The organism is Streptomyces sp. BRA346 (assembly GCF_052851135.1).
Genome location: NZ_JAIWIH010000025.1, coordinates 220,676 through 245,260 on the forward strand (window position 1 = coordinate 220,676; position 24,585 = coordinate 245,260).

General features: G+C 72.9%; 20 protein-coding genes and 3 pseudogenes. 12 read left to right on the plus strand and 11 right to left on the minus strand.

The features are described 5' to 3' along the window. Window positions 1-86: 86 nt before the first annotated feature. Window positions 87-1,181: a LysR family transcriptional regulator gene (locus LCH29_RS28145; protein ID WP_446464499.1), complete on the plus strand. Its 1,095-nt coding sequence runs from the start codon at window positions 87-89 to the stop codon at window positions 1,179-1,181. On the opposite strand, the gene LCH29_RS28150 is transcribed toward LCH29_RS28145, so the two are convergent. Together LCH29_RS28150 and LCH29_RS28155 are read right to left on the minus strand one after the other, a co-directional pair. Then, complete coding sequence (locus LCH29_RS28150; protein ID WP_446464500.1) at window positions 1,178-2,218, minus strand: endonuclease/exonuclease/phosphatase family protein; 1,041 nt, start codon at window positions 2,216-2,218, stop codon at window positions 1,178-1,180. The genes LCH29_RS28145 and LCH29_RS28150 overlap by 4 nt on opposite strands. 326 nt (window positions 2,219-2,544) lie before the next feature. Then, window positions 2,545-4,083, minus strand: a complete 1,539-nt coding sequence (locus LCH29_RS28155) for an ATP-dependent DNA ligase (protein WP_446464501.1) — start codon at window positions 4,081-4,083, stop codon at window positions 2,545-2,547. A gap of 177 nt (window positions 4,084-4,260) precedes the next feature. Here LCH29_RS28155 and LCH29_RS28160 point away from each other — a divergent pair, with 177 nt between their 5' ends. Further along, the gene (locus LCH29_RS28160; protein ID WP_446464502.1) at window positions 4,261-5,589 is read left to right on the plus strand and encodes a PP2C family protein-serine/threonine phosphatase; all 1,329 of its coding nucleotides are present in this window, start codon (window positions 4,261-4,263) and stop codon (window positions 5,587-5,589) included. A 34-nt stretch (window positions 5,590-5,623) separates the two neighbouring features. On the opposite strand, the pseudogene LCH29_RS28165 reads toward LCH29_RS28160, so the two are convergent. Next, a pseudogene (locus tag LCH29_RS28165) lies at window positions 5,624-6,031 on the minus strand (DUF7144 family membrane protein); the annotation flags it as partial. Window positions 6,032-6,259: 228 nt separating this feature from the next. On the opposite strand from LCH29_RS28165, the pseudogene LCH29_RS28170 reads away from it, so the two are divergent. Beyond that, window positions 6,260-9,050, plus strand: a pseudogene (locus LCH29_RS28170) (SpoIIE family protein phosphatase). Here LCH29_RS28170 and LCH29_RS28175 read toward each other — a convergent pair. Next, on the minus strand, window positions 9,011-9,667 hold the full coding sequence (locus LCH29_RS28175) for a TetR/AcrR family transcriptional regulator (protein ID WP_446464503.1): 657 nt from the start codon (window positions 9,665-9,667) through the stop codon (window positions 9,011-9,013). The pseudogene LCH29_RS28170 and the gene LCH29_RS28175 overlap by 40 nt on opposite strands. Window positions 9,668-9,952: 285 nt before the next feature. Here LCH29_RS28175 and LCH29_RS28180 point away from each other — a divergent pair, with 285 nt between their 5' ends. Genes LCH29_RS28180 through LCH29_RS28200 form a run of 5 tightly spaced genes read left to right on the plus strand, consistent with a single transcriptional unit; the run spans window position 9,953 to window position 14,370 of the window. Further along, window positions 9,953-11,680: a sensor histidine kinase gene (locus LCH29_RS28180; RefSeq protein WP_446464504.1), complete on the plus strand. Its 1,728-nt coding sequence runs from the start codon at window positions 9,953-9,955 to the stop codon at window positions 11,678-11,680. Between the two features lie 27 nt (window positions 11,681-11,707). Then, on the plus strand, window positions 11,708-12,139 hold the full coding sequence (locus LCH29_RS28185; RefSeq protein WP_446464505.1) for a roadblock/LC7 domain-containing protein: 432 nt from the start codon (window positions 11,708-11,710) through the stop codon (window positions 12,137-12,139). Then, window positions 12,136-12,498 (plus strand): DUF742 domain-containing protein, encoded by a 363-nt coding sequence (locus LCH29_RS28190; RefSeq protein ID WP_009716375.1) that lies wholly within the window; start codon window positions 12,136-12,138, stop codon window positions 12,496-12,498. Before LCH29_RS28185 ends, LCH29_RS28190 begins: the two co-directional genes overlap by 4 nt. After that, on the plus strand, window positions 12,479-13,099 hold the full coding sequence (locus LCH29_RS28195) for a GTP-binding protein (RefSeq protein ID WP_446464506.1): 621 nt from the start codon (window positions 12,479-12,481) through the stop codon (window positions 13,097-13,099). Before LCH29_RS28190 ends, LCH29_RS28195 begins: the two co-directional genes overlap by 20 nt. After that, complete coding sequence (locus LCH29_RS28200; RefSeq protein ID WP_446464507.1) at window positions 13,096-14,370, plus strand: cytochrome P450; 1,275 nt, start codon at window positions 13,096-13,098, stop codon at window positions 14,368-14,370. Before LCH29_RS28195 ends, LCH29_RS28200 begins: the two co-directional genes overlap by 4 nt. Before the next feature lie 81 nt (window positions 14,371-14,451). Here LCH29_RS28200 and LCH29_RS28205 read toward each other — a convergent pair whose 3' ends face one another. Further along, window positions 14,452-15,183 carry an SDR family NAD(P)-dependent oxidoreductase gene (locus LCH29_RS28205; RefSeq protein WP_446464508.1) on the minus strand — a complete coding sequence of 244 codons (732 nt, stop codon included), beginning with the start codon at window positions 15,181-15,183 and terminating at the stop codon, window positions 14,452-14,454. A gap of 113 nt (window positions 15,184-15,296) precedes the next feature. Here LCH29_RS28205 and LCH29_RS28210 point away from each other — a divergent pair, with 113 nt between their 5' ends. Continuing rightward, window positions 15,297-15,947, plus strand: a complete 651-nt coding sequence (locus LCH29_RS28210; RefSeq protein ID WP_446464509.1) for a TetR/AcrR family transcriptional regulator — start codon at window positions 15,297-15,299, stop codon at window positions 15,945-15,947. A gap of 257 nt (window positions 15,948-16,204) precedes the next feature. Then, window positions 16,205-16,825 (plus strand): TetR-like C-terminal domain-containing protein, encoded by a 621-nt coding sequence (locus LCH29_RS28215; protein WP_446464510.1) that lies wholly within the window; start codon window positions 16,205-16,207, stop codon window positions 16,823-16,825. 44 nt (window positions 16,826-16,869) lie between these two features. Here the strand turns inward: LCH29_RS28215 and LCH29_RS28220 are convergent, their stop codons facing one another. The 4 genes from LCH29_RS28220 to LCH29_RS28235 form a co-directional block, all read right to left on the minus strand. Then, window positions 16,870-17,565, minus strand: coding sequence for a DUF305 domain-containing protein (locus tag LCH29_RS28220; RefSeq protein ID WP_446464511.1), 696 nt, complete (start codon window positions 17,563-17,565; stop codon window positions 16,870-16,872). Then, window positions 17,562-18,227: a DUF3105 domain-containing protein gene (locus tag LCH29_RS28225; protein WP_446464512.1), complete on the minus strand. Its 666-nt coding sequence runs from the start codon at window positions 18,225-18,227 to the stop codon at window positions 17,562-17,564. The genes LCH29_RS28220 and LCH29_RS28225 overlap by 4 nt, the downstream gene beginning before the upstream one ends. A gap of 74 nt (window positions 18,228-18,301) precedes the next feature. After that, window positions 18,302-18,742, minus strand: coding sequence for a hypothetical protein (locus LCH29_RS28230; protein ID WP_446464513.1), 441 nt, complete (start codon window positions 18,740-18,742; stop codon window positions 18,302-18,304). 138 nt (window positions 18,743-18,880) lie between these two features. Then, the gene (locus tag LCH29_RS28235; protein ID WP_446464514.1) at window positions 18,881-19,240 is read right to left on the minus strand and encodes an ArsR/SmtB family transcription factor; all 360 of its coding nucleotides are present in this window, start codon (window positions 19,238-19,240) and stop codon (window positions 18,881-18,883) included. Window positions 19,241-19,320: 80 nt separating this feature from the next. Here LCH29_RS28235 and LCH29_RS28240 point away from each other — a divergent pair, with 80 nt between their 5' ends. Next, window positions 19,321-20,403, plus strand: a complete 1,083-nt coding sequence (locus tag LCH29_RS28240; RefSeq protein ID WP_446464515.1) for a cation diffusion facilitator family transporter — start codon at window positions 19,321-19,323, stop codon at window positions 20,401-20,403. A gap of 13 nt (window positions 20,404-20,416) precedes the next feature. Here LCH29_RS28240 and LCH29_RS28245 read toward each other — a convergent pair whose 3' ends face one another. Together LCH29_RS28245 and LCH29_RS28250 are read right to left on the minus strand one after the other, a co-directional pair. Then, window positions 20,417-20,761, minus strand: coding sequence for a hypothetical protein (locus LCH29_RS28245; protein WP_446464516.1), 345 nt, complete (start codon window positions 20,759-20,761; stop codon window positions 20,417-20,419). A 182-nt stretch (window positions 20,762-20,943) separates the two neighbouring features. Next, window positions 20,944-22,665: a cellulose binding domain-containing protein gene (locus tag LCH29_RS28250; protein ID WP_446464517.1), complete on the minus strand. Its 1,722-nt coding sequence runs from the start codon at window positions 22,663-22,665 to the stop codon at window positions 20,944-20,946. Window positions 22,666-23,075: 410 nt separating this feature from the next. Between LCH29_RS28250 and LCH29_RS28255 the strand changes: the two are divergent. Next, window positions 23,076-24,535 (plus strand): annotated as a pseudogene (locus LCH29_RS28255) (TerD family protein); the annotation flags it as partial. Between the last annotated feature and the right edge of the window lie 50 nt (window positions 24,536-24,585).

Consider the following 24,585-nt stretch of genomic DNA (forward strand, 5'->3'; position numbering starts at 1 on the left):
ACCAGGGGGCGGCTGCGTAAACTCGGGAGCCCTTGGCGGGGAGCAAGGGAAACGGGGAGGCAGGGAAACGGGGAGGGAAAAGAAACATGACGAGGTCCGGACTGCTGGACAGTCCGCTCGCGCTCATGGACACCACCATGGACCAGCTCCGCACGCTGGTCGTGGTCCATGAGACCGGTACGGCGCTGGGCGCCGCCCGCGCGCTCGGGCGGGAACAGGCCAGTGTGCAAAAGCAGCTCGACACCATGAACCGCAACTTCTCCGAGCTGTGCGGCGAGCCCCTGGTACTCAAGCAGGGGCGCGGTAAGGACGTGCTGTTCACCGGCACCGGGACGACGCTCGTCGAATTGGCCCGGGGAACGCTCGGCGACTGGCTGGACGGCATCCACAGCTCCCGTCGGCGCCTCGGCCGGAGCCTGATGGTGGGCACCACGCGCTTTACCCTCGGTTATCTCGCGAGCGCCCGGGAGCGGGTCGCCGAGGAATTCCGGGAACGCGGGATCGACCTCAAGGTCGGCCATGTGCGGACCCGGGACGTGCTCGCCAAACTGCGCGCCAAGGAAATCGATCTGGTGTGCGGAAGCGTGGTCACCGGCAGTGAAACCTGCCGCGAACTCGACGCCTTCGACGTGATGGAGTGGCGGCGCAGCGCGGTGTCGCTGGTGACCAACCTGCCCGTGGACGAACTGCCAGGACCGGCCGTGGAGCGCGGCGAACTGGCCGCGCTGCCGCTGGTGGTGTCGGCCAGCGGCGTGATGGCCGGGGTGCTGCACACCTGGTTCGGCGCCGGTTACCGCGACACCCTGCGCCTCGCCGCCGAGATCGACAACGTCAACTACGGCCTCGAACTGCTGCGTTCGGGGGTGGTGCGCGGCTGCATGCTGGTCACCGACGACGTCGCGGACGCGGCGGGCGATCCGCAGGCGGCGTACGCGCGCGGGCTGCGCGCCGTCGAACTGGTCCATGACACCGGGCCGAAGCTGGAGGTGCTGCTGGGCGCCTTCACCCGGCGCGGTGAGCGCGCGGGATACGACGCCGACCATCCGCTCAACCTGCTGTGGGACGCGCTGGAGCGGGAGAAGGAGCGGTGGCGCCGCGAGCGGCACGGGCCCGGGGAGGGCCCGGACCAGGACCCGTTCGAGCTGGCCACCGCGCAGGACCCGGGCGAGGAGACGCTCTAACGGGCGTACAGATCGAGGTCGACCAGCAGCGCCCGGTGGTCGGTGTTCCCCAGGTCCAGGAAGCGGGCGGTGCGCGGCCGCAGCGCGTCGCTGACCAGGACGTGGTCGATCTGCGCGCCCAGCACCGGGGTCGTGGTGCTCGGCCAGCTCGGCGTCCGGGACACCCCGGCGGCCCGGGCGCTGTCCCGCATGCCGGTGTCCAGCAGGTCCCGGAAGGCGGCGTGGTCCTGGGTCGCGTTGAAGTCGCCCGCGATCAGCGTGGGTTGGTCGCCGCGCCCGGCCGCGTACGTGCGCAGCCGCCCCAGTTCGGTGCGCCACACGTCCAGCTGCCCCGGCATCGGCGGCATGGGGTGCGCGACCTGGAGCCGTAGCCGCACGCCCGCGACCCGCGCGACGGCGCCCGGCATCGACAGCTCGCCGGGCACGTCCCGCTCCCTGGTCAGCGGATGGTTGCTGAGGATCGCCGAGCCTTCGGCGGGGCTGCCGGTGACGACGATCCGGTACGGATACGCCCTGCGGACGGCCGCCGAGCCGAGCGCGTCCGCGCACCCCGCGTCGCACTCCTGGACGGACACCACGTCCGGCCGCTCCCGGCGCAGCGCGGCCAGCAGCCCGTCCGTGGCCTGGCCGAACTCCAGGTTCGCGGTGAGGACGCGCAGCCGGGCCGCCACCGGGCCGTCCGGCGCGGGCGCCGGGCCGGGGTCGTACGGCTGGATGAACCAGCCCGTCACCGCGGCGGCCAGCAGCGCCCAGCCGCAGCCCAGCGGCCAGCGGGCGGCCACGCCGAGCAGCAGCCCCAGCAGGGCGGGGACCAGCAGCCAGGGCAGGAAGGCCAGCAGCTGCGGTACGGGCGTGATGCCGTCGGTGTCCACGGCCCGGCAGCCCAGGACGACGCTCACCGCGGCCAGCACCACCAGCGCGCACCAGGCCGTCGCCCTGCCCTCGTCGGGGAGCCGTGCGAGGCGCCGGACGGTGGCGGCCGCCCGGCGGCCGGGCTCGCGCGCGGCGGCGCGGTCCGTCGCGACTGTGGTCTCCACGCGGGGCCTCTCGACTCGGGGCTGGGCGGCGCCCCATTGTCCCCCGCCCGCCTGTGACCACCCTCGGGACGGCCGCCTCACGCCATGTCAGCAGGTCATGCCAACAGCCCCCTAGGGGGTGTCCGCAACGTCGCGTCGGATCAGCCCGCGGCGTCAGGGGGCACCTCCCGGCGGTAGCCGGGTGCGCGTGCGATCGCAAGGCGGAGGGTCGCCCTCGCGGGGGCACCTCCCGGACGGAGTCCGGGGGCGGGTCTACTCGGGTGATCCCGACAACGCAGCGAGAGCGTGCCAGGCGTCGCGGGCCCGGCGGGACTTTGCGGACCCCCCTAAGGCCGCCGCAGCGCCAGCACCGTCTCGACCGTGTCCGCCTGGTCCGCCGGTTTGTCCTCCCGGTAACGCAGCACCCGCGCGAACCGCAGGGTCACGCCCGCCGGATAGCGGGAGGAGCGCTGGAGGCCGTCGAAGGCGACCTCCACCACCAGCTCGGGCCGGACCCGCACCACCCAGCCGTCGTCGCTGACCGCGAGGGCCAGCAGCGCGTCCGTCTGCCACTCCAGCAGCGCGTCCGTCAGCCCCTTGAAGGTCTTGCCGAGCATCAGGAACGTGCCGTCCGGCCGCCGGGCGCCCAGGTGGAGGTTGGACAGCTTCCCGGTGCGGCGGCCGTGCCCCCACTCCGCCGCCAGCACCACCAGGTCGAGCGTGTGCACCGGCTTGACCTTCAGCCAGGACGCCCCGCGCCGCCCCGCCCCGTACGGGGCCTCCAGGCCCTTGGCGAGCACGCCCTCGTGGCCCCGGGCCAGCACATCGGCGGCGAACGCGCGGGCCGCCCGCCGGATCTCGGGGTCCGCCGGGTCCTCGGCGACCAGCCGCCGCACCCGGCGGGGTTCGGGGGCCACCCGGGCGAGTTCGGTGTGGCGCTCGCGGGTCGGCAGCGCGAGGAGGTCGCGGTCGTCGACGGCGAGCAGGTCGAAGAAGACGGGGGACAGCGGCAGCGCGGCGGACGCCCCGGCGATGTCGAGCCGGGAGCCGACCCGGGCCGAGGTCTCCTGGAACGGGCGCGGCCGCCCGGTCTCGTCCAGGGAGATGACCTCGCCGTCGAGGACGGCTCGCCGCACCGCGAGTTCGCGGGCCGCCGTCACGACCTCGGGCAGCCGGTCGGTGATCTCGTCCAGGGTGCGGGTGTAGACGCGTACGGCGTCCCCGTCCCGGTGCACCTGGACCCGGATGCCGTCCAGCTTCTCCTCGATCACGCACGGGCCGAGCCGGTCCATGGCCTCGTCCAGGTCCGCCGCGCTCTGCGCGAGCATCGGCAGTACCGGCCGCCCCACCTCGAGACGGAAGTCGGCCAGCGCGGCCGGGCCGCGCGCGAGCAGCGCCTCGGCGACCGCGCCCAGCGAACCGCCGAGCATCACCGCCCGGCGCACCTCGGCGGGCGGTGCGCCGACCGCCTGCGCCAGCCCCTCCACGGCCAGCGCCTCCAGCGCGCCCTGGCGCAGTTCCCCGCCGATGAGCCCGAGCAGGAAGCGCTGCTCGTCCTCGGTGGCCTCGGCCATCAGCGCGCCCACGAGTCGTTTGCGCTCCGCCCCGGCGCCGGTGCCGGAGACGGCGGCGATCCGGCTCAGCGCGCGGTCCACGTCGAGGACGGCGAGCCGCGGGGCGGCGGCGGGCTCGTGCCGCTGCCGCAGGGTGGACCAGCCGACGCCGGTGCGGCGCTGCGGCAGCTTCCCCGCCAGGTAGGTGATCACCACGGGGGCCTCGGCGGGTTCGGTGCGCCGGAACAGCCCGGCCAGGGCGGCGATCTTCTCCGAGCGGGCGGAGGTGGCCGCCACCTGCCGGGAGGTGCGTGCGACGTCGGCCAGCAGCATGGCTCCAGCCTGCCTCTGCCGCCGCCGTGCCGCACGCGCGTATCGGAAACGCCGTGGCACACGCGGATCGGAAACACCTTGGCACAATGGTCACAAAGGGGGCGGAGGGTGTAGAAGGGGCGAGGCAGGGAGCGGGCCACGGAACAGCAGATCGACTACGCAGCGCTCTTCGAGGCCTTGCCCAGCCCGATGCTGGTCCTGGACCCCGACTTGGTGATCGTTGCCGTCAACCAGGCGTATCTGGCGGCGACCCGCCAGGCGCGCGAGGATCTGCTCGGCCGCTACGTCTTCGACGCGTTCCCCGACAACCCGGCCGACCCGGACGCCTCGGGCACCCGCAACCTGGACGCCTCGCTGCGCCGGGTGCTGCGCACCGGGGAGCGCGACGCGATGGCGCTCCAGCGGTACGACGTGCCGGTGCCGACCGCCGAGGGCGGCTTCGAGGAGCGGTACTGGAGCCAGATCAACACCCCGGTGCTCGGCCCGGACGGCTCGGTCGTGCTGCTGATCCACCGGGTCGAGGACGTGACGGCGTTCGTCTTCCGGGGCCGCGAGCGGCCCCGGACGGGACGCGGTGGCGACGCGACCCGTGAGGCGCTCCAGGCGGACACCATGGACGCGGACCTCTACATCCGGGCCCGGGAGCTCCAGGAGGTCAACGAGCAGCTGCGCGAGGCCCACGCCCGGGAGCGGGAGACCGCGCTGGTGCTCCAGCGGTCCATGCTGCCCACGGGCCCGCCCGAGGAGCATCCGTACGCCGCCGTGCGCTACCGGCCCGCTGTGGGCTCGCTCAACGTGTGCGGCGACTGGTACGAGCTGACCGAGCTGGCGGACGGCCGGATCGCCGTCGCCGTGGGGGACGTGGTGGGGCAGGGGCTGGAGGCGGCCTGTGTGATGGGCCAGCTGCGCAGCGCGCTGTCGGCCGCGACCCGGGTGGTCAGTGGACCGGCCCGGGCGCTGGAGGTGCTGGGTCTGTACTCGGGCTTCGTCGACGGGGCGCTGGCCGCCACCGCCGTGCAGGTGGTCATCGACCCGGCCGGGCACTCGGTCGCGTACAGCTGCGCGGGCCACCCGCCGCCCCTGCTGCTGCGCGGCGGGGGCGCGGTGGAACCGCTGGACCAGGCCACCGATCCGCCGCTGGGCGCCCGGCCCGAGCAGATCGGGCGGCCGCAGGCCAGGGTCGTGTACGACCCGGGGGACACCCTCGTGCTCTACACCGACGGGCTCATCGAGCGGCGTGACGAGGACATCGACGTGGGTCTCGGCAGGCTGGCCGACAGCCTCGCCCGCCACCGCGGTCTCGACCCCGAGCCGATGGCCGACGCGGTGCTGGCCGATCTCGGTGTCACCGGCGGCGGGGCCGCCGATGACACTGCCCTGGTCGTCATTCGACTACGGGACCCGTTCCGCCACCCCGGGGCTCGGGGCCCCGGCCGCCGGGGGCCTGACCGCCGGGGGCCTGACCGCCGGGACCCTGGTCGCCGGGGCCGCGGCCGCCGCCCATAGCGGCCGGGCTGGCCATCCCCGCTTCCATGCCCTGGCCGCCGGTGCACAGCGCCCAGATGACGAATGCGTCGATGAGCAGCAGCACCGTCGCCCACAGCGGGGTGTAGGGCAGCCACAGGAAGTTGGCGATCAGGGCGAGCCCCGCGATCACCACGCCCACGACCCGGGCCCACATCGCGCCGGTGAACGTCGCCAGTCCGGCGACCACCAGGACGATGCCGAGGATCATGTGGATCCAGCCCCACCCGGTGAGGTCGAAACTGAAGATGTAGTCCGGGGTGGACACGAACACCTTGTCGGTGCGTACGGCCGCGATGCCCTGGGCCAGGGTCATCAGACCGCCGAAGAGCATCATGACGGCCCCGAAGACGAGACGTCCGCTGACCCCGCCGTAGGTGCGGGGGGCGGTTCCCGGGTGGACTCCACCCGCGTGAGTGGCCATGTCGGGCTCCTTCGTCAGGCGCGATCGACGACCCGGCGGCCGCCGTTTCGCGGCAATTCGGGTGAATTGCCCTGATGTCAGGTTTGCACAGTCCGCCGGGGTCGGCACCCCGCGCCCCGGGCGGTGGTCCGCACGCAAAGTCACCTCTTCTCTGCGGAAGGTGCTTTTGCGGGCATGACGGGCGGAAGGGGTTCGCCTTTCGGGAAATCCCGGTGTAGATGTATCCCTATGGCCCGGTTCATGGGTCGATCGTGGGGTGCCCGCGTGTTCCCCGGTCGGCGCCCGCGGAGTCGGCGACGTGAGCGCCCTCAGGAGGCGGGACGGCGCCCCCGGGTATGGCGACACGTCCGCAGCGTCGCCGGCCAGGTCTTCGTCCTCCAGCTGATCATCGTGCTGCTGCTCGGCGCCGCGGCGACCGTCGCCCTGGTGCTCCAGGTGCGGCACGACGCCACCGACGAGGCCCGCAGCCGCTCGATCGCCGTCGCCGAGTCCTTCGCCAACTCGCCGGGGATGCTCCAGGCCCTGCACAGCCGCGATCCGACCGCCGTGCTCCAGCCGAAGGCGGAGGCCATCCGGAAGAAGACCGGGCTGGACTTCGTCGTCGTCACGGACGACAAGGGCATCCGGCTCACCCACCCCAAGCCCGACCGGATCGGCAAGCGCTACGTCGGCGGCATCGACTCGGCGCTGCAAGGGCGCACCACCACCGGTACCGGCCCCGGCACCCTGGGCGAGGCGATGGACGCGCTGGTGCCCATCTTCGACCGCAACCACAAGGTCGTCGGCGCGGTTGGCGCGGGGATCACGATCAGCACGGTCAGCGGGCTCGCCGACCGCCAGCTGCCGCTCCTCATCGGCGCCATCACCGCCTCGCTCGCGCTGGCCACCGGCGGCACCGCCATGGTCAGCCGACGGCTGCGGCGCCAGACCCGGGGCCTGGAACCCGGCGAGATGACGCGGATGTACGAGCACCACGACGCGGTGCTGCACGCCGTGCGCGAGGGCGTGCTGATCGTCGACGGGGACGACCGGCTGGTGCTCGCCAACGACGAGGCGTCCCGGCTGCTCGACCTGCCGCCGCGCCCCGAGGGACGCCCGGTCCACCAGCTCGGCCTGGACCCCGGGATGGCCGGTCTGCTGGTCTCCCGGCAAGTCGTCACCGACGAGGTGCTGGTGGCCGGTGACCGGCTGCTGGCGGTGAACAACCGGCCCACCGACCGCGACGGCGGCCCGCCCGGCAGCGTCGCCACCCTGCGCGACTCCACCGAGCTGCGCGCCCTGTCGGGCCGCGCCGACGTGGCCCAGAAGCGGCTCAAGCTGCTGTACGACGCCAGCGTGGAGGTCGGCACCACCCTCGACGTGGAGCGCACCGCCGAGGAGCTGACGCGGGTGGCGGTGCCGCGGTTCGCCGACTTCGCCACGGTCGACCTGGCCGATCCCGTACCGCGCGGGGAGGAGCCGCCGAGGGGCGGCGGCGAGATGTGCCGGGCGGCCGTCCACGGCATCCGGCCCGAGCACCCCTTCTATCCCGTCGGCGAGCGGTTCTCGTTCGCCGCGTCCACGCCCCAGGCGTGGGGCCTGGGCAGCGGGCAGGCGGTCGTGGAGGACGATCTGACCCTGGCCCCCGGCTGGCAGGCCCAGGACCCCGACCGGACCCGCAAGGTCATCGACTACGGCGTACGGTCGCTGGTCACCGTGCCGCTCAAGGCCCGCGGCGTGCTGCTCGGCGTGGTCAACTTCTGGCGGATGGCGGAGCGCGACCCCTTCGAGGAGGAAGAGGTGACGCTCGCCGAGGAGCTGGCCTCCCACGCGGCGGTGTGCATCGACAACGCCCGCCGCTACACCCGCGAGCACACCATGGCGGTGACCCTCCAGCACAGCCTGCTGCCCCGCGCCGTGCCCGCGCAGAGCGCCCTCGACGTGGCCTTCCGCTATCTGCCCGCCGAATCGGGCGTCGGCGGCGACTGGTTCGACGTCATCCCGCTGCCGGGCGCGCGGGTGGCGCTGGTGGTGGGCGACGTCGTCGGCCACGGACTGCACGCGGCGGCGACCATGGGGCGGCTGCGGACCGCGGTGCACAACTTCTCCACCCTCGACCTGCCGCCCGACGAGATCCTGTCCGGACGAGAGCCCCCTCGGCCAGGACACCCCCGGCGGCGGGGGCGAGCCGCTGACCGGCGCGACCGGCGCCACCTGCCTGTACGCGATCTACGACCCGGTGACGCGGCGCTGCACCATGGCCCGGGCCGGGCACCCGCCGCCCGCGGTGGTGAGTCCGGACGGCTCGGTGGAGTTCCCGGACCTGCCCGCAGGGCCCCCGCTCGGCCTCGGCGGGCTCCCGTTCGACACGGCCGAACTGGAACTGGCCGAGAACAGCCATGTCGTCCTCTACACCGACGGGCTCATCGAGGACCGCCGCCGGGAGATCGACATCGGTCTCGAGATGCTGCGCGACGCGCTGTCGCACCAGGGCCGGTCGCCCGAGGAGATCTGCACCGAGGTGCTCGACGCGATGCTGCCCACCGAGCCGGGCGACGACATCGCGCTGATCGCCGCCCGGACCCGGGTGCTGGGCCCCGGCCGGGTGGTGTCCTCGGACGTGCCGTCCGACCCCGCCGCGGTGGCCAGGGTGCGCGCCGAGGCGCAGCGGCAGCTGGAGGAGTGGGGCATGGAGGAGGTGGCGTTCACCGCCGAACTCGTCCTCAGCGAGCTGATCACCAACGCCATCCGGCACGCCACCGGCCCGATCCGGCTCCAGCTGGTCCGCGACCGCGGCCTGATCTGCGAGGTATCCGACACCAGCAGCACCTCGCCGCATCTGCGGTACGCGACGCCCGTCGACGAGGGCGGCCGCGGGCTGTTCCTGGTCGCCCAGTTCGCCGAGCGCTGGGGCACGCGCTACACCGCGGGCGGCAAGGTCATCTGGGCCGAACTGGCGCTGCCCGAACCGCAGGAGGCGTCCGAGGCGTCGCCGTCGGCTCAGGCGTCCCCGCCCCCGGCGGTTCCGGAACCGTCCTGACCGGCGGTGCCGGAACCGTCCTGACCGGCGCCCGCCTTCCTGCCCGCACGCGGGGCGAACCGCTCGACCAGGACGTCCAGCCGTTCCCCCTGCCACCGCGGCGGGATCCGCCCCGCGCGGGCCAGTACGGCGAGCCCGTGCAGCGCGCTCCAGATGACCTCCGCGTCCAGCTCGTCCCGCCCGTCGCCCGGCCCGGCCACGGCCGCCAGCTCCGCGAAGGCGGCACGCGGAGCGGCGGGCCGGTCCTCCCGCTTCTCCGGTGCGACGCCGGTCTCCCGCACGAACATCGCCGCGTAGAGCGCGGGGCGGGCGACCGCGAAGTCCAGATAGGCGCGGCCGACCGCGCGCAGCGCCTCCCGGGGCGAGCCCGCGGTCCGCCGGGCCCGCCGCAGCGCGGCGGCGAGGTCGTCGAAGCCCTCGTCGGCCACCGCGTTCACGATGGCGTCCTTGCCCTTGAAGTGGTCGTACAGCACCGGCTGGCTGTAGGCGACGCGCTCGGCGAGCCGACGGGTCGTCACCGCGTCCCAGCCCTCGGCCTCCGCCAGTTCGCGAGCGGCGGTGATGATCAGCTGATGGCGCCGGGCGCGCTCGTGTTCACGGCGTTCGGTTGAGGACATGACATTCGATCCTAGCAGCGCTAGCCACGCTAGCCTCGGCCAAAGGGCCACCGCCGGGGCCCGTTGTGTGCAGGATGGGATACGTGACCCCAGCTCAGAACCGTTCATCTTTGGCGCGATCGGACAACGTGCGGATTCCGGCCGTCATACTGACGGGCCGTCATGGTCCGTGTGCCGAGCGGGGTCGTTCAAAATTCTCTGAGCAGTATTACCATGTGCCGCCCACGGCTTGATGTCCGCGTGGTCCACCCTCAACCCTCGAACGCGCCCATGAGGACCTGATAGATGTCAGCACATATATCCAGCCATCCCTACAAAGGGCCTGCCGTAACCCGGCAGGCCCTGGCCGTGCCGCTGCTGGCCGCGGTCGTCGCCGGCGGGGCGGGGGCGTGGGTGACGGCAGAGGTGCCCGAAGCCCAGCGCGTCCTCGTCGCCGTCTTCAGCGCGCTGGCGGCCGTAGCTCTGGGCGTGACCCTCGCGGTCGCCGCCCACCGGTCGCGGACCATCGGCCGCCTCCAGTCCCGGATCGCGAGTCTGGAGGCCGCGGCGGCACAGCACACCGCGGAGGCCGCCCGGCTCGCTGACGAAACGATTCCCGCTGCGGTGAAGGGCCTGCGGGACGGCGGTTCGGTGGACACCGTGCTGATGCAGGTGACCAAGCCCGGCGACCAGGCGCACGGCCGGGTGCTGCGCAGGGTGGTGCAGGAGATCGGCACCGGTGAGCGGATGCGCGCCTCCGCGATGGCGGCGTGCGCCAACGCCGCGGGCCGGGTCCAGGCTCTGGCCACCAGCATGCTCGCGGACCTGCGCGAGATGGAGAACCGGCACGACGAGTCGGTCCTCGGCGACCTGCTGAAGCTCGACCACACCACAGCCCAGACGGGCCGCATCGCGGACAGCATCGCGGTGCTCACCGGCGCCCGCTCCGGCCGCCGCTGGACCAAGCCCATCGTCATGGAGTCCATCCTGCGCGGCGCGGTCGGCCGGATCAGCGCCTATCAGCGGGTACGGGTCCACGCGGCCAGCAACGCCGCGGTGGCCGGTTACGCCGCCGAGGGCGTCATGCACGCCCTCGCCGAGCTGATGGACAACGCCACCAGCTTCTCGCCTCCCACCGAGGAGGTGCACGTGTACGTCGAGGAGACGCATACCGGCGTCGTCGTCACCATCGAGGACGGCGGCCTGGTCATGGGCCCCTCCGCGCTCGCCCGCGCCCAGAAGGCGGTCTCCTCGCAGACACTCGACCTGACGACCCTGTCGGGCACCCGGCTCGGCCTCGCGGTCGTCGGCTGTCTGGCGCGCAAGCACGGGCTGACGGTCTCCTTCCGGCCGTCCGCCCGGGGAGGTACCGGCGTCGTGGTTCTGATCCCGCAGCAGCTGATCACGCACATCAACCAGGAGGCGGTGCCCGAGGCGCCGGCCCGCAACCGCGTCGAGCCCGCCCGCTCGCGCGCCGCCGCCCCGGTGGCGCCTCCGGCCGGTACCCGGGTCGCCGCGAGCGCCGAGCGCACCGAGCCGGTGGCCGAGGCGCCCGCCCCGGCGGCTCCGGCCACCCCGGCAGCCCCGGCGGCTCCGGCAGCCCCGGCGGCTCCGGCAGCCCCGGCGGCTCCGGCCGCCCCGGCGGCTCCGGCCGCCCCGGCGGCGCCGACGCCCGCCGCGGAGCCCACCGGCACCCCCGGGCCCTCCGGCGCGTGCGACGGCCCCTCCGGCACCGACGCCCCGGCGGGGCCGCGCATCAACGGGCTGCCCAAGCGGCGCCGCGGCGAGACCCTCGCCGCCGCCACCCGGGCCACGCCGCGCCCCGCGCCCAATGCCAAGCCGAAGCCTCCGCGTACCGACGCCGGAGCGCGTTTCGGTGCCTTCCGTGACGCCACGCGCGGCTGCCCCACCGGCGGTACCGACGGGCGTAACACCACCTCGGCGGCGCCCGCAGAAGCCACCGGGCCCACGCCGTCCGCCGAGTCCGCCGAGTCCGCCGAGTCTGCTGGGTCCGCAGAGAACGACCAGCCGTAACGACCAGCCGTGATGATAGGAACGCCGATGAACACCACAGACCGCAGCTTGGACTGGCTGTTGGAGAACCTGCTGGAGAAGACGCCGGGCGCCCGGCACGCGCTGGTGCTCTCCCGGGACGGCCTCAAGCTCTGCCTCACGTCCGGACTCTCCGTGGACCAGGCCGACCAGCTGGCGGCCATCGCCTCGGGTATCCAGAGCCTCTCCCACGGCGCGTCGATCGAGTTCGGGGACGGCAGCGGCGGCGTACGGCAGTCCATGACGGAATTCCACGGGGGCATCCTGTTCATCGTCGAGGCCGGTGAGGGCGCCCACCTGGCCGTCGTGGCGCACGACGAGGCCGACGTCGGCATCATCGGGCACAACATGAACGAAATGGTCGAGCAGATCGGCGACCATCTGCGGGCGGCGCCCCGTACCTTCGCGAACGGTGGCCATGGCGGCGGGACGAACACATGATCCGAGGGCCGCTCGACAGCGAGGACCCTGACCGGCTGTACACCGTCACCGGTGGCCGCAGCCGCGCCGACGAGAGCGTGTTCGACATGGTCACGCTCATCGTCAGCGAATCCGAACCGTCACTCGGCATGCAGTCCGAGCACGTCAAGATCCTGCGGATGTGCCGGCGGCCCATGGCGGTCGTGGAAATCTCCTCGTACCTGGGAATGCCCGTCAGCGTGGTCAAGATCCTGCTGTGCGACCTGCTCGACACCGGCAAGATCACCGCGCGCCATCCGCATGCGGCCCGCCCCGACAACGGAGGGCTGCCCGAGCCCGAGACACTGAAGAAGGTGCTCGTTGCACTCCAGAACCTCTGACCGCGCCGACGTCCGGGCACCGCTGCGGGCGAGCGCGAGCGATGGCCTCAAGATCGTCGTCGTCGGCGGCTTCGGCGTGGGCAAGACGACGATGGTCCAGTCGGTGAGCGAGATCCGCCCGCTCAGCACCGAGGAGACGATGACCCAGGCGGGCGTCGGGATCGACGACGCCTCCTTCGTCCAGTCGAAGACGACCACCACGGTCGCCTTCGACTTCGGGCGCATCAGCCTGGACGAGGAGATGGTGCTCTATCTGTTCGGCGCGCCCGGACAGGAACGTTTCTGGTTCCTGTGGGACCGGCTCTTCGCCGGGACCCTGGGCGCGGTCGTCCTGGTGGACACCAACCGGCTCGCCGACTCCTGGTACGCCATCGACCGCCTCGAGTACCACGGGACGCCGTTCATCGTGGCCCGCAACAACTTCACCGAACCGCAGCACACCCTGGAGGAGGTCCGGGACGCGCTCGATCTGCCCTCGGACATCCCCGTGATCGACTGCGACGCCCGTGACCGCGAGTCCAGCAAGGCCGTGCTGGTCGCGCTGGCCCGCCACCTCTACTCCCTGTCCACCTCCTCCGCCGCCCGGGAGACCACCGCGTGACCACCCCGGACCCCATGCCTCCGCTCGAGGACCCCTTCGCGCCCGCCGCACCGCCCCTGCGGGGCTGGCCGGAGCAGCCGGACGCGGTGCGGCTCGACATGGATCTGCTCCGCGGCGATCCGGACGAGCTGTACCGCACGCTCCGCCGCGAGCACGGCCCCGTCGTGCCCGTGCTGCTCGAACCGGACATCCCCGTCTGGATGGTGCTCGGCTACCGGGAGCTGCTCCGCGTCACCACGGACCCCAACCTGTTCGCCCGCGACTCACGCCGCTGGCATTCCTGGGACCGGGTCCCGCCCGACTGGGAGCTGATGACGTTCGTCGCCTACCGGCCGACGATGCTGTTCTCCGAGGGCGCCGATCACGAGCGGCGGTCCGAGGCGATCATCGACAGCATGGAGTCCGTGGACCCGTCCGAACTGCGGGCGCAGTGCGAGCGCGTCGCGGACTCGCTGATCGACGTCTTCGCGGGCAGCGGCCGCGCCGATCTGATGGCCGAGTACGCCAGCCAGATCCCGCTGCGGGTGCTGAACCGCATGTACGGCCTGGACGACTCCCCCGAGATCGTGCAGGAGACGGTCGACCTGGTCAGCGGGAAGGGCGGCCCGGAGGCGCACCAGAACCTGCTGAACCGGATGGTGGCGCTGCTGGAGAACGCCCGCTCCAACCCCGGCGCCACCAACATCGCCTCGGTGCTGGCGTTCCACCCGGCGGGCCTCACCGACGAGGAGATCCTGAACGACCTCCTGGGCAACGTCTACGCGGCCCACCAGCCCACCACCGACCTGATCGGCAACGCGCTGCGGCTCATGCTCACCGACGAGCGGTTCGCGGTCACCATGGCCGGCGGGCGGCGCAGCGTGGGCCAGGCGCTCAACGAGGTGCTGTGGGAGGCCACCCCGGTCCCCAACTGGGTCGGCCGCTGGGCCTCCGAGGACACCATGTTCGCCGGTCGCCACATCCGTAAGGGCGACTGCATGATGCTGGGCCTCGCCGCGGCCAACGCAGACCCCGACGTACGCCCGGACTTCCGCGCCGGGGCGGCGGGCAACCAGGCGCACATGGCCTTCAGCCACGGCACCCACGGCTGCCCCCAGGTCGCCCGCGAGCTGGCCGAGAACATCGCCATGGCCGCGATCGAGGTCCTGATCGACCGCCTCCCGGACGTGAGCCTGGCGGTCACCCCGGAGGAGCTCCAGTGGCGCTCCTCGCTGATGATGCGCGGCGTGTCGTCCATCCCGGTCGAGTTCACCCCGGCGTTCGCCCGCTGACACCCCCTCCGGCCCCGGCGGTGCGCACGCAAGCGGCCCGCCGGGGCCGTCGGCTGCCCGCGCCGCCGCGCGCCCATCGGCTCAGTGCGGGGCGTTGAAGACCGCTTCGGCCCGGTCGCGCCCGGAGAACAGGGCCCACGCGGTGTCGGCGATGTCATCGGGGTCGAGCGACATGTCCTTCACGTCCCCGAACTGCTCCGGCCGGGACGTCACCATGCGGTGGATGTCGCCGCGCTCGACGGCCCCGCCGATGACGAGCGCCCCCGCGTAGATCCCCTGTCCGGCCAGGGCCGCGTTCAGCGTGAGGGCGTAATTGCGCAGCGCAGCCGAGAGGATCGCCAGGTTGCCGAGGGCGGGCATCGGCAGCACCGCGCTGAGACCGGTCGCGAACAGCAGCCCCCCACCGCCGCGTTCGACCATGCCGGGCAGAACCTGCTGGACCACGTCGACGGCCGGGTACATCCAGCTCATCCCCGTGCGGACGCTGTCGGAGTCGGCCTCGGTGATCGGGGTGGGCCAGGCGTCGGCATCGGCCGCGGCGGGGCCGTAGTAGACGAGGTCGATGCTTCCGTACCGCTCGGCGACGGCGTCCAGCGCGGACCGCAGACCGTCCGCCTCGCGCACGTCGGCCGGGAAGGACCCGGCCTCGATGCCCGCCGCGGCCAGCTCCTCCAGGTATCCGGCATGCCGCGCCCCGCTGCGGGACACCAGGGCCACGGTGTAGCCCTCGCGGCCGAAGCGATGGGCGATGGACATGCCGAGTCCGGGTCCGACTCCGATGACGACGGCGGTCCCGCGGGGTGATGCGGACATGAGGACGTCCTTTCCGAAGCACGTCGACGACAAGTTGAGGGCTGTCTCAACTTACTTTTCGGGACGGTAGCACGGAACATGAGGGGTGCCTCGACTTTTGTAGGATGGCCGCCATGACAGCCGGATCCAGGCCCCTGCGGGCCGACGCCGCGCGCAACCGCGACAAGCTGCTGCGCGCCGCCACCGTGGTGTTCGGGGAGCGCGGCCTCGAAGCTCCGCTGGAGGAGGTGGCCCGCCGGGCCGGTGTCAGCATCGGCACGCTCTACAACCACTTCCCCACCCGGGAGGCGCTCTTCGATGCGATCTTCCCGGAGCGGCTCGCCGCCCTGGAGCGCATCGCCACCGCCGCGCTCGAAGACCCCAGCCCGTGGGACGGGTTCACCGGCTACGTCGAGGGGCTGTTCGCCCTCCAGGCCGAGGATCGCGGTCTCAACGACGCGGTCGCCCGGCGCTTCCCCGCCGCGGCCGAGCTGAACGAGGCGTCCCGGGAGTGCCTCCGGCACACCGAGCGGATCATCGAACGCGCCAAGGAGGGCGGCGGGTTGCGCGCCGACTTCGAACCGCAGGATCTCGCCGTTCTGGTCTGGGCGATGTCCCAGGTGATCCGGGAGTCCATGGACACGGCGCCGCGGGCCTGGCGGCGCTGTCTGGCGTTCTTCCTCGACGGCCTGCGGGCCGGTGCCGCCCACCCCATCGCCGAACCCGCCCTGACCCAGGGCCAGATGATCCGCATCGTGGAGCGCTCGGCGCCGGGCACCCCCTAGAGCCGCAAGCGCGCTGGACCTTCCCTCCCCGCGTACGGAAGGTCCAGCACGCTTACTCGAAAAGCTCGCCCTTAATGCTCATGGGCGCGCGTTAAGCTGGGGCGTCACCGTATCCAGACGTGGGCACGTCACGCAATGCGGTACCGACCGGTAACGGCTGGAAACAGTGAAGATCTGGTGCACCCGATTCCGGCGGGCCATAGGGTCGGGCCCACCCACCTCTTCCGCGGCACAGGAGACATGGCGGCTCACCATCCATGAACGCGCGACCACCCCACGGCTCGGCGCGCCCCGGCGGACGCACGGCACGGACCCGCGCCGCCGTGCTGGCCGCCGCCTACGACGCACTCGGCGCCGCGTCGTTCAGCGCCCTCACCCTCGACCAGCTCGCCGAGCGCTCCGGGGTGCACGTGTCGACCATCCGGCGGCGCTGGCGGACGGTGGAGGGGGTCGTCGTCGATCTGCTGGCCGAGCGCAGCTCGACGCTCCCCACCCCCGACTCGGGCGACTTCCGGCAGGATCTCCACGAACTCGCCCAGACCATCGGCGACTTCACCGACGCGCTGCGCAACCGCAACGTCATCCAGGGGCTGCTGGCGGCCGCCGCCCACGATCCACGGGTCGAGGAGATCGTCCGCGCTGCCTTCGTCGGCCGGACCGAGGAGGTGACCCGGATCGTGCGGCACGCGGTCGAGCGGGGCGAACTGCCCGCGGACACCGACGCCAAGGACGTCATCGCCGCGCTGGGCGCGCCCTTCTACTACCGGGTGCTCATCCTGCGCGGGCCCATCGACGCGCGGCTGGTGCGGACCAGCGCCGAGGCGGTCTACCAGGCGGCGCGGGCGGGCGTGTTCGGCACGGAGCCGGACGGGGCGTGAGGCCCCCGGCCCGTGGGCCGGGCCGGGGGCCTCACCGGGGGCGTTCAGGAGCTCGCGCCGCGCTCCTTCAGCATGTCGGCCATCAGCTGGATCTCCGACTGCTGGGCCTGCACCATCGTCCGGGCCAGCCGCTTCTCGGGCGGGTCCGTGACCAGGTCGACCGCGCCCTGCGCCATCGCGACACCGCCCTTGTGGTGGGCGGTCATCAGTTTCAGGTAGAGCACCTCGGCCGCCTTGCCCTTGGCCTTGCGCAGCTGGTCCAGCTCGGTGTTGGTGGCCATGCCCGGCATGAGCGAGCCGTCGTGCGCCTTGTAGGCGTGGTCCATGCCTTCCATGCCCTCCATGCCGTCCGAGCCGTGTTTCATCCACGTCATCGGCGCGTCCTCGGACGCCCGGTCGAGACCCCACCGGTCCAGCCAGCCCTGGAGGATCCCGCGCTCGGTGGCCTGCGCGGTGAGGATGTCGAACGCCAGCCGCCGCACGTCCTCGTCGCCGGTGCGGTCGCGCACGATGAGCGACATCTCCACCGCCTGCTGATGGTGGGTGGACATGTCGCGGGCGAAACCGGCCTCGGCGGAGGTGTCCTTCGGTGTGCCGTTGCCGGTCGTGCCCTCCGAGCGGTCGCTCGTCAGCCACACCACCCCCACCGCCACCAGCGTCAGCACCGCGAGGGCGGCGGTGATCCCCGCCACCAGCGGCTGCCGTGACGCGCGGCCGAGGGTGGCGGCCCCCTTCGTCACGAGGACTTCCCGTTGGTGCAGTAGGCGTTCGGCTCCGGCGTCTGCTTGCCCTGGACGAACTTCTTGAAGAACGCGGCCACGCGCGGGTCCGAGGCCTTCTGTATCTTCAGCTGGTTGCCCCAGGCGTTGAGGACGATCGGCGCGCTCTGGTCCTCGTAGGGGCTCATCAGCGAGTACTTGGTCTTCTCCACCCGGGCCTTGAGGGTGGCGATGTCCTCCTTGGACGCCTTGTCGTTGTAGGTCACCCACACCGCGCCGTGCTCCAGCGAGTGCACCGCGTTCTCCTTGGTCAGCGGCTTGGTGTAGACGTCGCCGTCGCAGTTCTGCCAGACCTGGTTGTGGTTTCCGCCGACCGGCGGCGACATCGCGTACTTCACCGAGCCGCTCACATGGGTGCGGCCCAGGTTCTTCCAGGTCGTCATGCCCTTGAACTCACCGGACTTCACGACCGAGGAGGAGACCTTCGCGGCCTTCTCCTCCTTCTTGTTGCCCGCGTCGACCAGGAGGAAGCCGCCGACGGCCAGCCCGGCGACGATCACCGTGCAGGAGGTGATGGTGATGATCCGGTACCGGCGCTCGCGGGCCTTCTCCGCGCGGCGCAGCTCCTCTATCTTCGCGCGGCGCTCGGCCGCGCCCTTCGTCTTCGATGCCTTGGAAGCCATGGCTGTCCCAGTCCTCGCAGTTCTCGCACGGTCGCACTGAATGAGTGAAGTGATGACGGAGGTCGGCGATCGGCCTAGGTGCGGAGTACTTGGAGCTGATGGAGGCCGAGGGCGTGGACGTGTGTGTCGGGCGGGGCCCGTACGGAGTCCGTGGCCCGTGGGCCGTCCGGCGGCCGGAAGCCGACGAGGGCGGGCGGCGGAACGGGGGCGGGCACCAGGGCGGGGTTCCCGCCGCGGGGACCGGCCACGCAGTCGTCGCTGCCGCCGCCCGGGGTCTTCGCGTCGTCCCCGGGGGCCGGGGCGATGGGTGCGGTGTGGAACTCGGCGATGGGGGCGGCCGGGTCCCGCCCCAGGGGCGGCCGTTCGAGCTGCGCTTCGGCTACGAGACGGTGCCGGCAGCCCGTGGATATCGGCGGGTGGTCGCCGCCGGAGTGGACGCACGACGGTGCCACCCACAGCACCGCGGCGAGGAGCGGTACGGCACGGCTGAGCGCGGAGCGCGCGGTGGCTCGCACCGTGCGCCTCCGTATGCCGTCGTCTCCGTCCCGCCCTCTGCCCATCGCGCCAGATCGTAACCAGTGGGCCTGCCGGGGCTGAACGGGTAGTGCGGCAATCACGTCATTCGCGCGGCCGTCGTGTGGCCGGTCGTGTGGTCAGTCGTGCCGGGGGAGGCCCGACAGCTCGTGGTCGGCGTGGCTCAGCGCCTCGGTGACCAGCCGGGCCAGGTGCCCGTCCCGGAGCGCGTAGACGACCCGGCGGCCGTCCTTGCGCGAGGTGACGACCCCGGCCAGTCGCAGCTTGGCCAGGTGCTGACTGACGGCCGGGCGGGCCGCCCCGCAGACGGCGGTCAGCGCCGTCACATCGGCCTCGCCCGAGGCGAGGGTGTGCAGCAGCGTCAGCCGGGTGCGGTCGGCGAGCAGGCCCAACACCTCGGCGGCGCGCGCGAACTGCTCGGTGCTCGGGGTGCGCGGATGCGCATCGTGCGCATCTGATAGGTGCATGCGTGCGCTCATGCGCACATAATGGGTGGCGGGGACGGACCGTGTCCAGTCCTGAGGCTGAACCGACGAGTGACGAGAAGGCGGATGCTGCCATGGACGACCGGCACGGGCACACCCACGGGCATGAGCACGGGCACGACCACGAGCAGCACACCCACGGCCATGACCACGGACACCCCCACGGCCGCGCCGCCCGGTGGCGCCACCGGGCGGGCCATCTGCTGCGTCCCCACTCCCATGACACCGCCGACAAGGTGGACCGGGCCCTGGAGTCCTCCGCCCGCGGCCTGCGCGCCCTGTGGACCTCCCTCGCCGTCCTCGGCACGACGGCCGTCGCACAAGCCGTCGTCGTGGTGGCCTCCGGGTCGGTCGCGCTGCTCGGCGACACCGTCCACAACGCCGCCGACGCCCTGACCGCCCTCCCGCTGGCCCTCGCCTTCCTGCTCGGCCGCCGCGCCGCCACCCGCCGCTTCACCTACGGGTACGGGCGGGCCGAGGACCTGGCCGGGATCGCGATCGTGCTCACCATCGCGGCCTCCGCCGCGTTCGCCGCCTGGACCGCCACCGACCGGCTGCTGCACCCGCGCGACATCGAGCAGCTGTCCGCCGTCGCCGCCGCGGCCGTGGTCGGCTTCATCGGCAACGAATGGGTCGCCCGCTACCGCATCCGCGTCGGCCGCGAGATCGGCTCGGCCGCCCTCGTCGCCGACGGCCTCCACGCCCGTACCGACGGCTTCACCTCGCTCGCCGTCCTGCTGAGCGCGGCCGGTGCCGCCCTCGGCTGGCGGCTCGCCGACCCCCTCGTCGGCCTCGCCATCACCGCCGCGATCCTGCTGGTGCTGCGCGACGCCGCCCGCGAGGTGTTCCGCCGGGTGATGGACGCCGTCGACCCGGCCCTGACCGACGCCGCCGAGCGGGCCGTGCGCGCCGTGCCCGGCGTACGGGACATCGGCGAACTGCGGCTGCGCTGGATCGGCCACCGGCTGCGCGCGGAGGTCGCGGTCGTGGTCGGCGGCGAGCTGAGCGTACGGGAGGCCCACCGGGTGGCGGTGGACGCCGAACACGCGCTGCTGCACGCGGTTCCCCGGCTGACCGCCGCCCTCATCCACGCCGACCCGGCCCCGTCCGACCGATCCCCCGATCCGCACGCCGCGCTGGCGCACCACGCCGTGTGATCAGACCGCGTGATCAGACCGCGCTGACCGGGGCGATCAGCCCGGCGGTGGAGGCCGGGGGAACCGGGCCCACCCGGGCGCTGACCAGGTCGCCGCGCTCCAGGAAGCCCGTACCGCTCAGATCGACGTGGACGCGCAGCCCGTAGGCGTCGTCGGGGTCCAGCTCGCCGGGGACCGTGACGCTGAACGGGATGTGGCCGGACGGGCTCAGCGGCACATCGGTCTGCACCTGCGCCCCCACGACGGAGGCGGACACATCGGCGCGGGTCACGTTGCGCACCTCCACCACCACCCGGGCCGCCCGGACCGTGGGGGTGTCCGGGGGCAGGGACACGATGCCGCTGAGGACACTGCTCATGCGCGCCATTACATGCCACCCGCGTCCGTCGTGTAACACGGTCGGGGGTCCCGTACGGCCATCCGGGTGGGGAAGTGGCGGGGGCCCGGTCGGTCCCGATCCGGTCGGCTGACCGCCCCGGAACACCGGACGCGGCCCGGAAACCCGGGCCGCGTCGTGTCGTCGTTCAGGCACTCCTGTGCTCAGGCCGAGCAGCGCTCACCGTTCAGGGTGAAGGCGCGGGGCGCGGAGTTGCGGCTGCCCCAGGTGCCGAGGAAGCCCACGGAGAAGGGCTTGTCGGCGTCGACGCGCTTGTTGTAGTCGGCCGGGGTGGTGGTCACCGTGGCACCGCGCTGGGTGAATTGGCCGTTCCACATCTGGGTGACGCGCTGGGAGTCGGGGAAGTCCCAGGTGATCCGCCAGGTGTCGAGCGCACTGCGGGAGGTCAGCGTGACCTCGGCCTTGAAGCCGTCGGGCCATTCGGTGACCACGTTGTAGCGGGCCGTGCAGCTGGGCTCGTCCGAGGGTTTCGGGGGGTTCTGGGGCGAGTCGTCTCCGGGCCGGTGGCCCTGGCCCGAACCCTGCGAGCGGGAGGGCGAGGCGGGCGCGGAGGTGCGCTTCCCGTCCTCGTCCCCGTCCTTGCCGCGGTCCTCGTCCGCCGGGTCGTCCTTCCCGGTCTTGCCGCCCACGCCGTCGCCACCGCGGGAGGAGGACGGCTCGGCGGATCCGCCCGGGCCGCTGGGTGTCCCGGTGTCCACCGGTGTGGTGTCCGAGGGGGTGCCACCCGGGGCGGTGGTGTCGCGGGCCACCCGGCCGGTGGCCTGCTCTTCGGTTCCGTCGCCGGACACCGCGGCGGTTCGGGTTAACGCAACCATCATGGCCAGCGCCACCACGGCCACCACCGCCAGGGCGACCGTCGCCGTACGGGCCCTGCGCACACCGTGGGTGGCTCTTCTGCGTCCGGTCGGGCCGATGCCGAGTCTCTGGCGCAGGAGGCGCGGCGCCATCATCAGCGGCCCGCCGACCTTGTCCAGGACCCGGTCCCGTAACGGGATGCGGACGGCGTGCGACGCCGGTGCGGTCGACGCGGGGGTGGCGCCCGGGGTGCGCTCGGCGGTTCTTCGCCGCCGCGCCACGTACCCGGGCCCGCCCCATCCCAGCACCCCGCCGGCCAGCGCGTTGGGCAGCCCGCCACCGTGCAGGTACAGGCAGGCGGCGGCCTCGCGGCAGTTCCGGCAGCGGGCGAGGTGCTGCCACAGGTCCGCCGGGGAGTGGGCATCGGGCGAACGGGTGGCGGCGTCCAGCAGCTTGGCGTAGCTGCGGCACTCCTCATGCGTGAGGGTGTCCAGATGGTTGCGCTGGCAGCGCTGCCGGAAGGCGGCCCGCACCCGGGCGATCTCCTCGGCGGCGTACTCGATGTCGCCGCCCAGCTGCCAGGCCAGCGCCTCGACCGGCTGCGACTCCACCTCGATTTCCCACAGCAGCGCCCCGTCGCGTTCCCCCAGGTCGCGCAGCCCGCGCAGGGCGAGCGGCTGTTCGCGGGGCGGGACGGCGTAGCGGGCGACACCGGTGGAGGAGAGCCAGACCCGCAGCTCCGGGTCGAGCCGGTCGCCGTCCCGGTGGGTGTGCCAGTCGGCGGCGGTCTTGCGTACGGACGTCAGGAGCAGCGGAAGCCACGGCAGCCGCGGCCCCCAGGATCGGGCCCGGCGGTTGCGGGCGGCCCGTATGCCGCGCCGGAACGCCTCGGTGGCCAGCCGCATGCCGTCTTCAGGGGTGGTGGTGCACAGGTTCGCGTAGTCGGCTACCGCGTCCCAGTAGAGGTTGAGCAGGACCGTCGGGGAGACGGCGTCGGTGTCCGCTGCGGAGACGGACGGTTGGCCGGGTGGCGCGAACGCGCCGTCCCGGGATGCCGAGTGGTCGGGCATGGAGGCACATTCCTCACTCACGAACAGTGGCGCCCCCGCCGGGGGCAAGCCTCTCACATGGGGCCGCGGGGTGGGCAGCCAACAGCACAGATCTGACTCGGAGTTGGGGATTCCCCTTCACGGGTGGGCCGAGCCTTTCACGTCTGTGAGTCGGCTGACAAGAGACGATAGAGGAGTGCGGGAGGTGTTGTGTCCGAGGGGCCCGGACCGTGATGGTCCGGGCCCCTCGGGTGGTGGGTGACGTTTCGTCAGAAATAGCCATGACGCAGCATCAGGAAGTGGCCTGACGCCTCATCAGGTGCCACGTGTGCGGGCGCTCGGAGCGTCGGCTCCGCTTCAGCGACCAGGGTGGTTGAACACGTTCGGCGAGCGCCTCGCGGTGTTCAGCCGCTGTCGTACGCGATCCACCCGGCGATGCCGAAGGGGCCGACGGCAGCGAGGACCGCATCAGCCTCGATCTGACCGCTGCCCCGGCCGACGTCGAACGCATCGTCGTGGCGGCCAGCCGGTACGGCGGCGCCCGCTTCGGTGACCTCGCGGACCTCCGGATGACGCTCGCCGACCGGGCCGGGGAGACCGTGCTGGGCTTCACCATCGAGGACGCGAGCGTGGAGACCGCGTTCATCTTCGGTGAGCTGTACCGGCGCGGTGAGGAGTGGAAGTTCCGGGCGGTCGGTCAGGGCTACGAGTCCGGGCTGGCCGGGCTGGCGACGGACTTCGGCATCGACATCGTCGACGACGCCGACGAGGAGGGCTCCGCGCAGGATCCGGAGGCGGACCCGGAGGCGGAGGAAGAGGCCGTCGCGGTCGAGCAGGAGGCGTCCCCCGAGGCGCTGCCGACGGTTCCCGGCCAGGCGGCGGCCGGTCCGCCGGTGGCGGAGGCGGCGCCCGCGGCGCCCAGGCGCCCCCGTACGGCGAAGAAGAAGGTCACCCTCCCCAAGGTCGCCAAGAAGTCGCTGGCCGAAAACGACTCCTGGCGGCTGGCCCGGCTCTTCCCGGTCTCCTCGCTCATAAGCGACCGGGAGCGCGAGATGAGGGCGACGTCCGTGCTGCTGTCGGTGATCGCCCAGGTTCCGGAGTTCGGGCGGCGGCTCACTGCCGCGTTCGGCGCGCCGGCGGGCCGTATGGAGACCTTCACCGAGGTCTCGCTGCCGCACGGGGGCAACGCTCCCAAGCGCCCCGACGGTGTGATCCGCGTCGAGCGGGCGGGCAAGCTCTGGACCGCCCTGGTCGAGACCAAGACCAACGGCAATCCGCTCAAGCCCGAGCAGGTGCAGGACTACATGGACATAGCGGCCCGGCGCGGCTACGAGGCCGTGATCACCCTGTCCAGGTCGCGCTGTGCCAGGGCGACCGCCGCCACGCCGAGCTGCGCATCGAGGGCACCACCGGGATCCTGGCGATCGTCGCCGACCTGCGCACCGGCAAGCCGCGCACCTCCATCGAGAGCCCGGCGCCCGGCCAGGGCTACCCCCTGACCTGGGTCAAGCGCCTGGTGCGCCAGCTGGCCGAGGCCCCGGCCGACCTCCACATCGAGACCCTCGTCGAGGGGCAGGGCGGCGGTCCGCGCGGCACGCTGGAGCGGTTGCGCCCCGAGCCGGGCGATCTCCTCCCCAAGGACGGTGAGCGGATCACCGGCTTCCGGCTGTCCCTCTTCAAGAGCATGGGCAGCACCCGCGGCAATGCCGAGTCGGGATTCATCCGCAGCGTCGACGATGCCGTGGACCGCTTCCACGCCGGGGTCGTCGCCCAGCTGGAACGCCGTCCGGCCCGCCGCGGCGCCGCACAGCCCCCTCGTGGAGAGCAAAGCTCACATACGGCGGAAGGGGACTGTGCAGGGGACGTAATCGCCCGCGATCGGCGGCTGTGACGCGCTCGCAACCGGGGGTTTTTACGGTGGCGGCAGTGGGAGACGCCCAC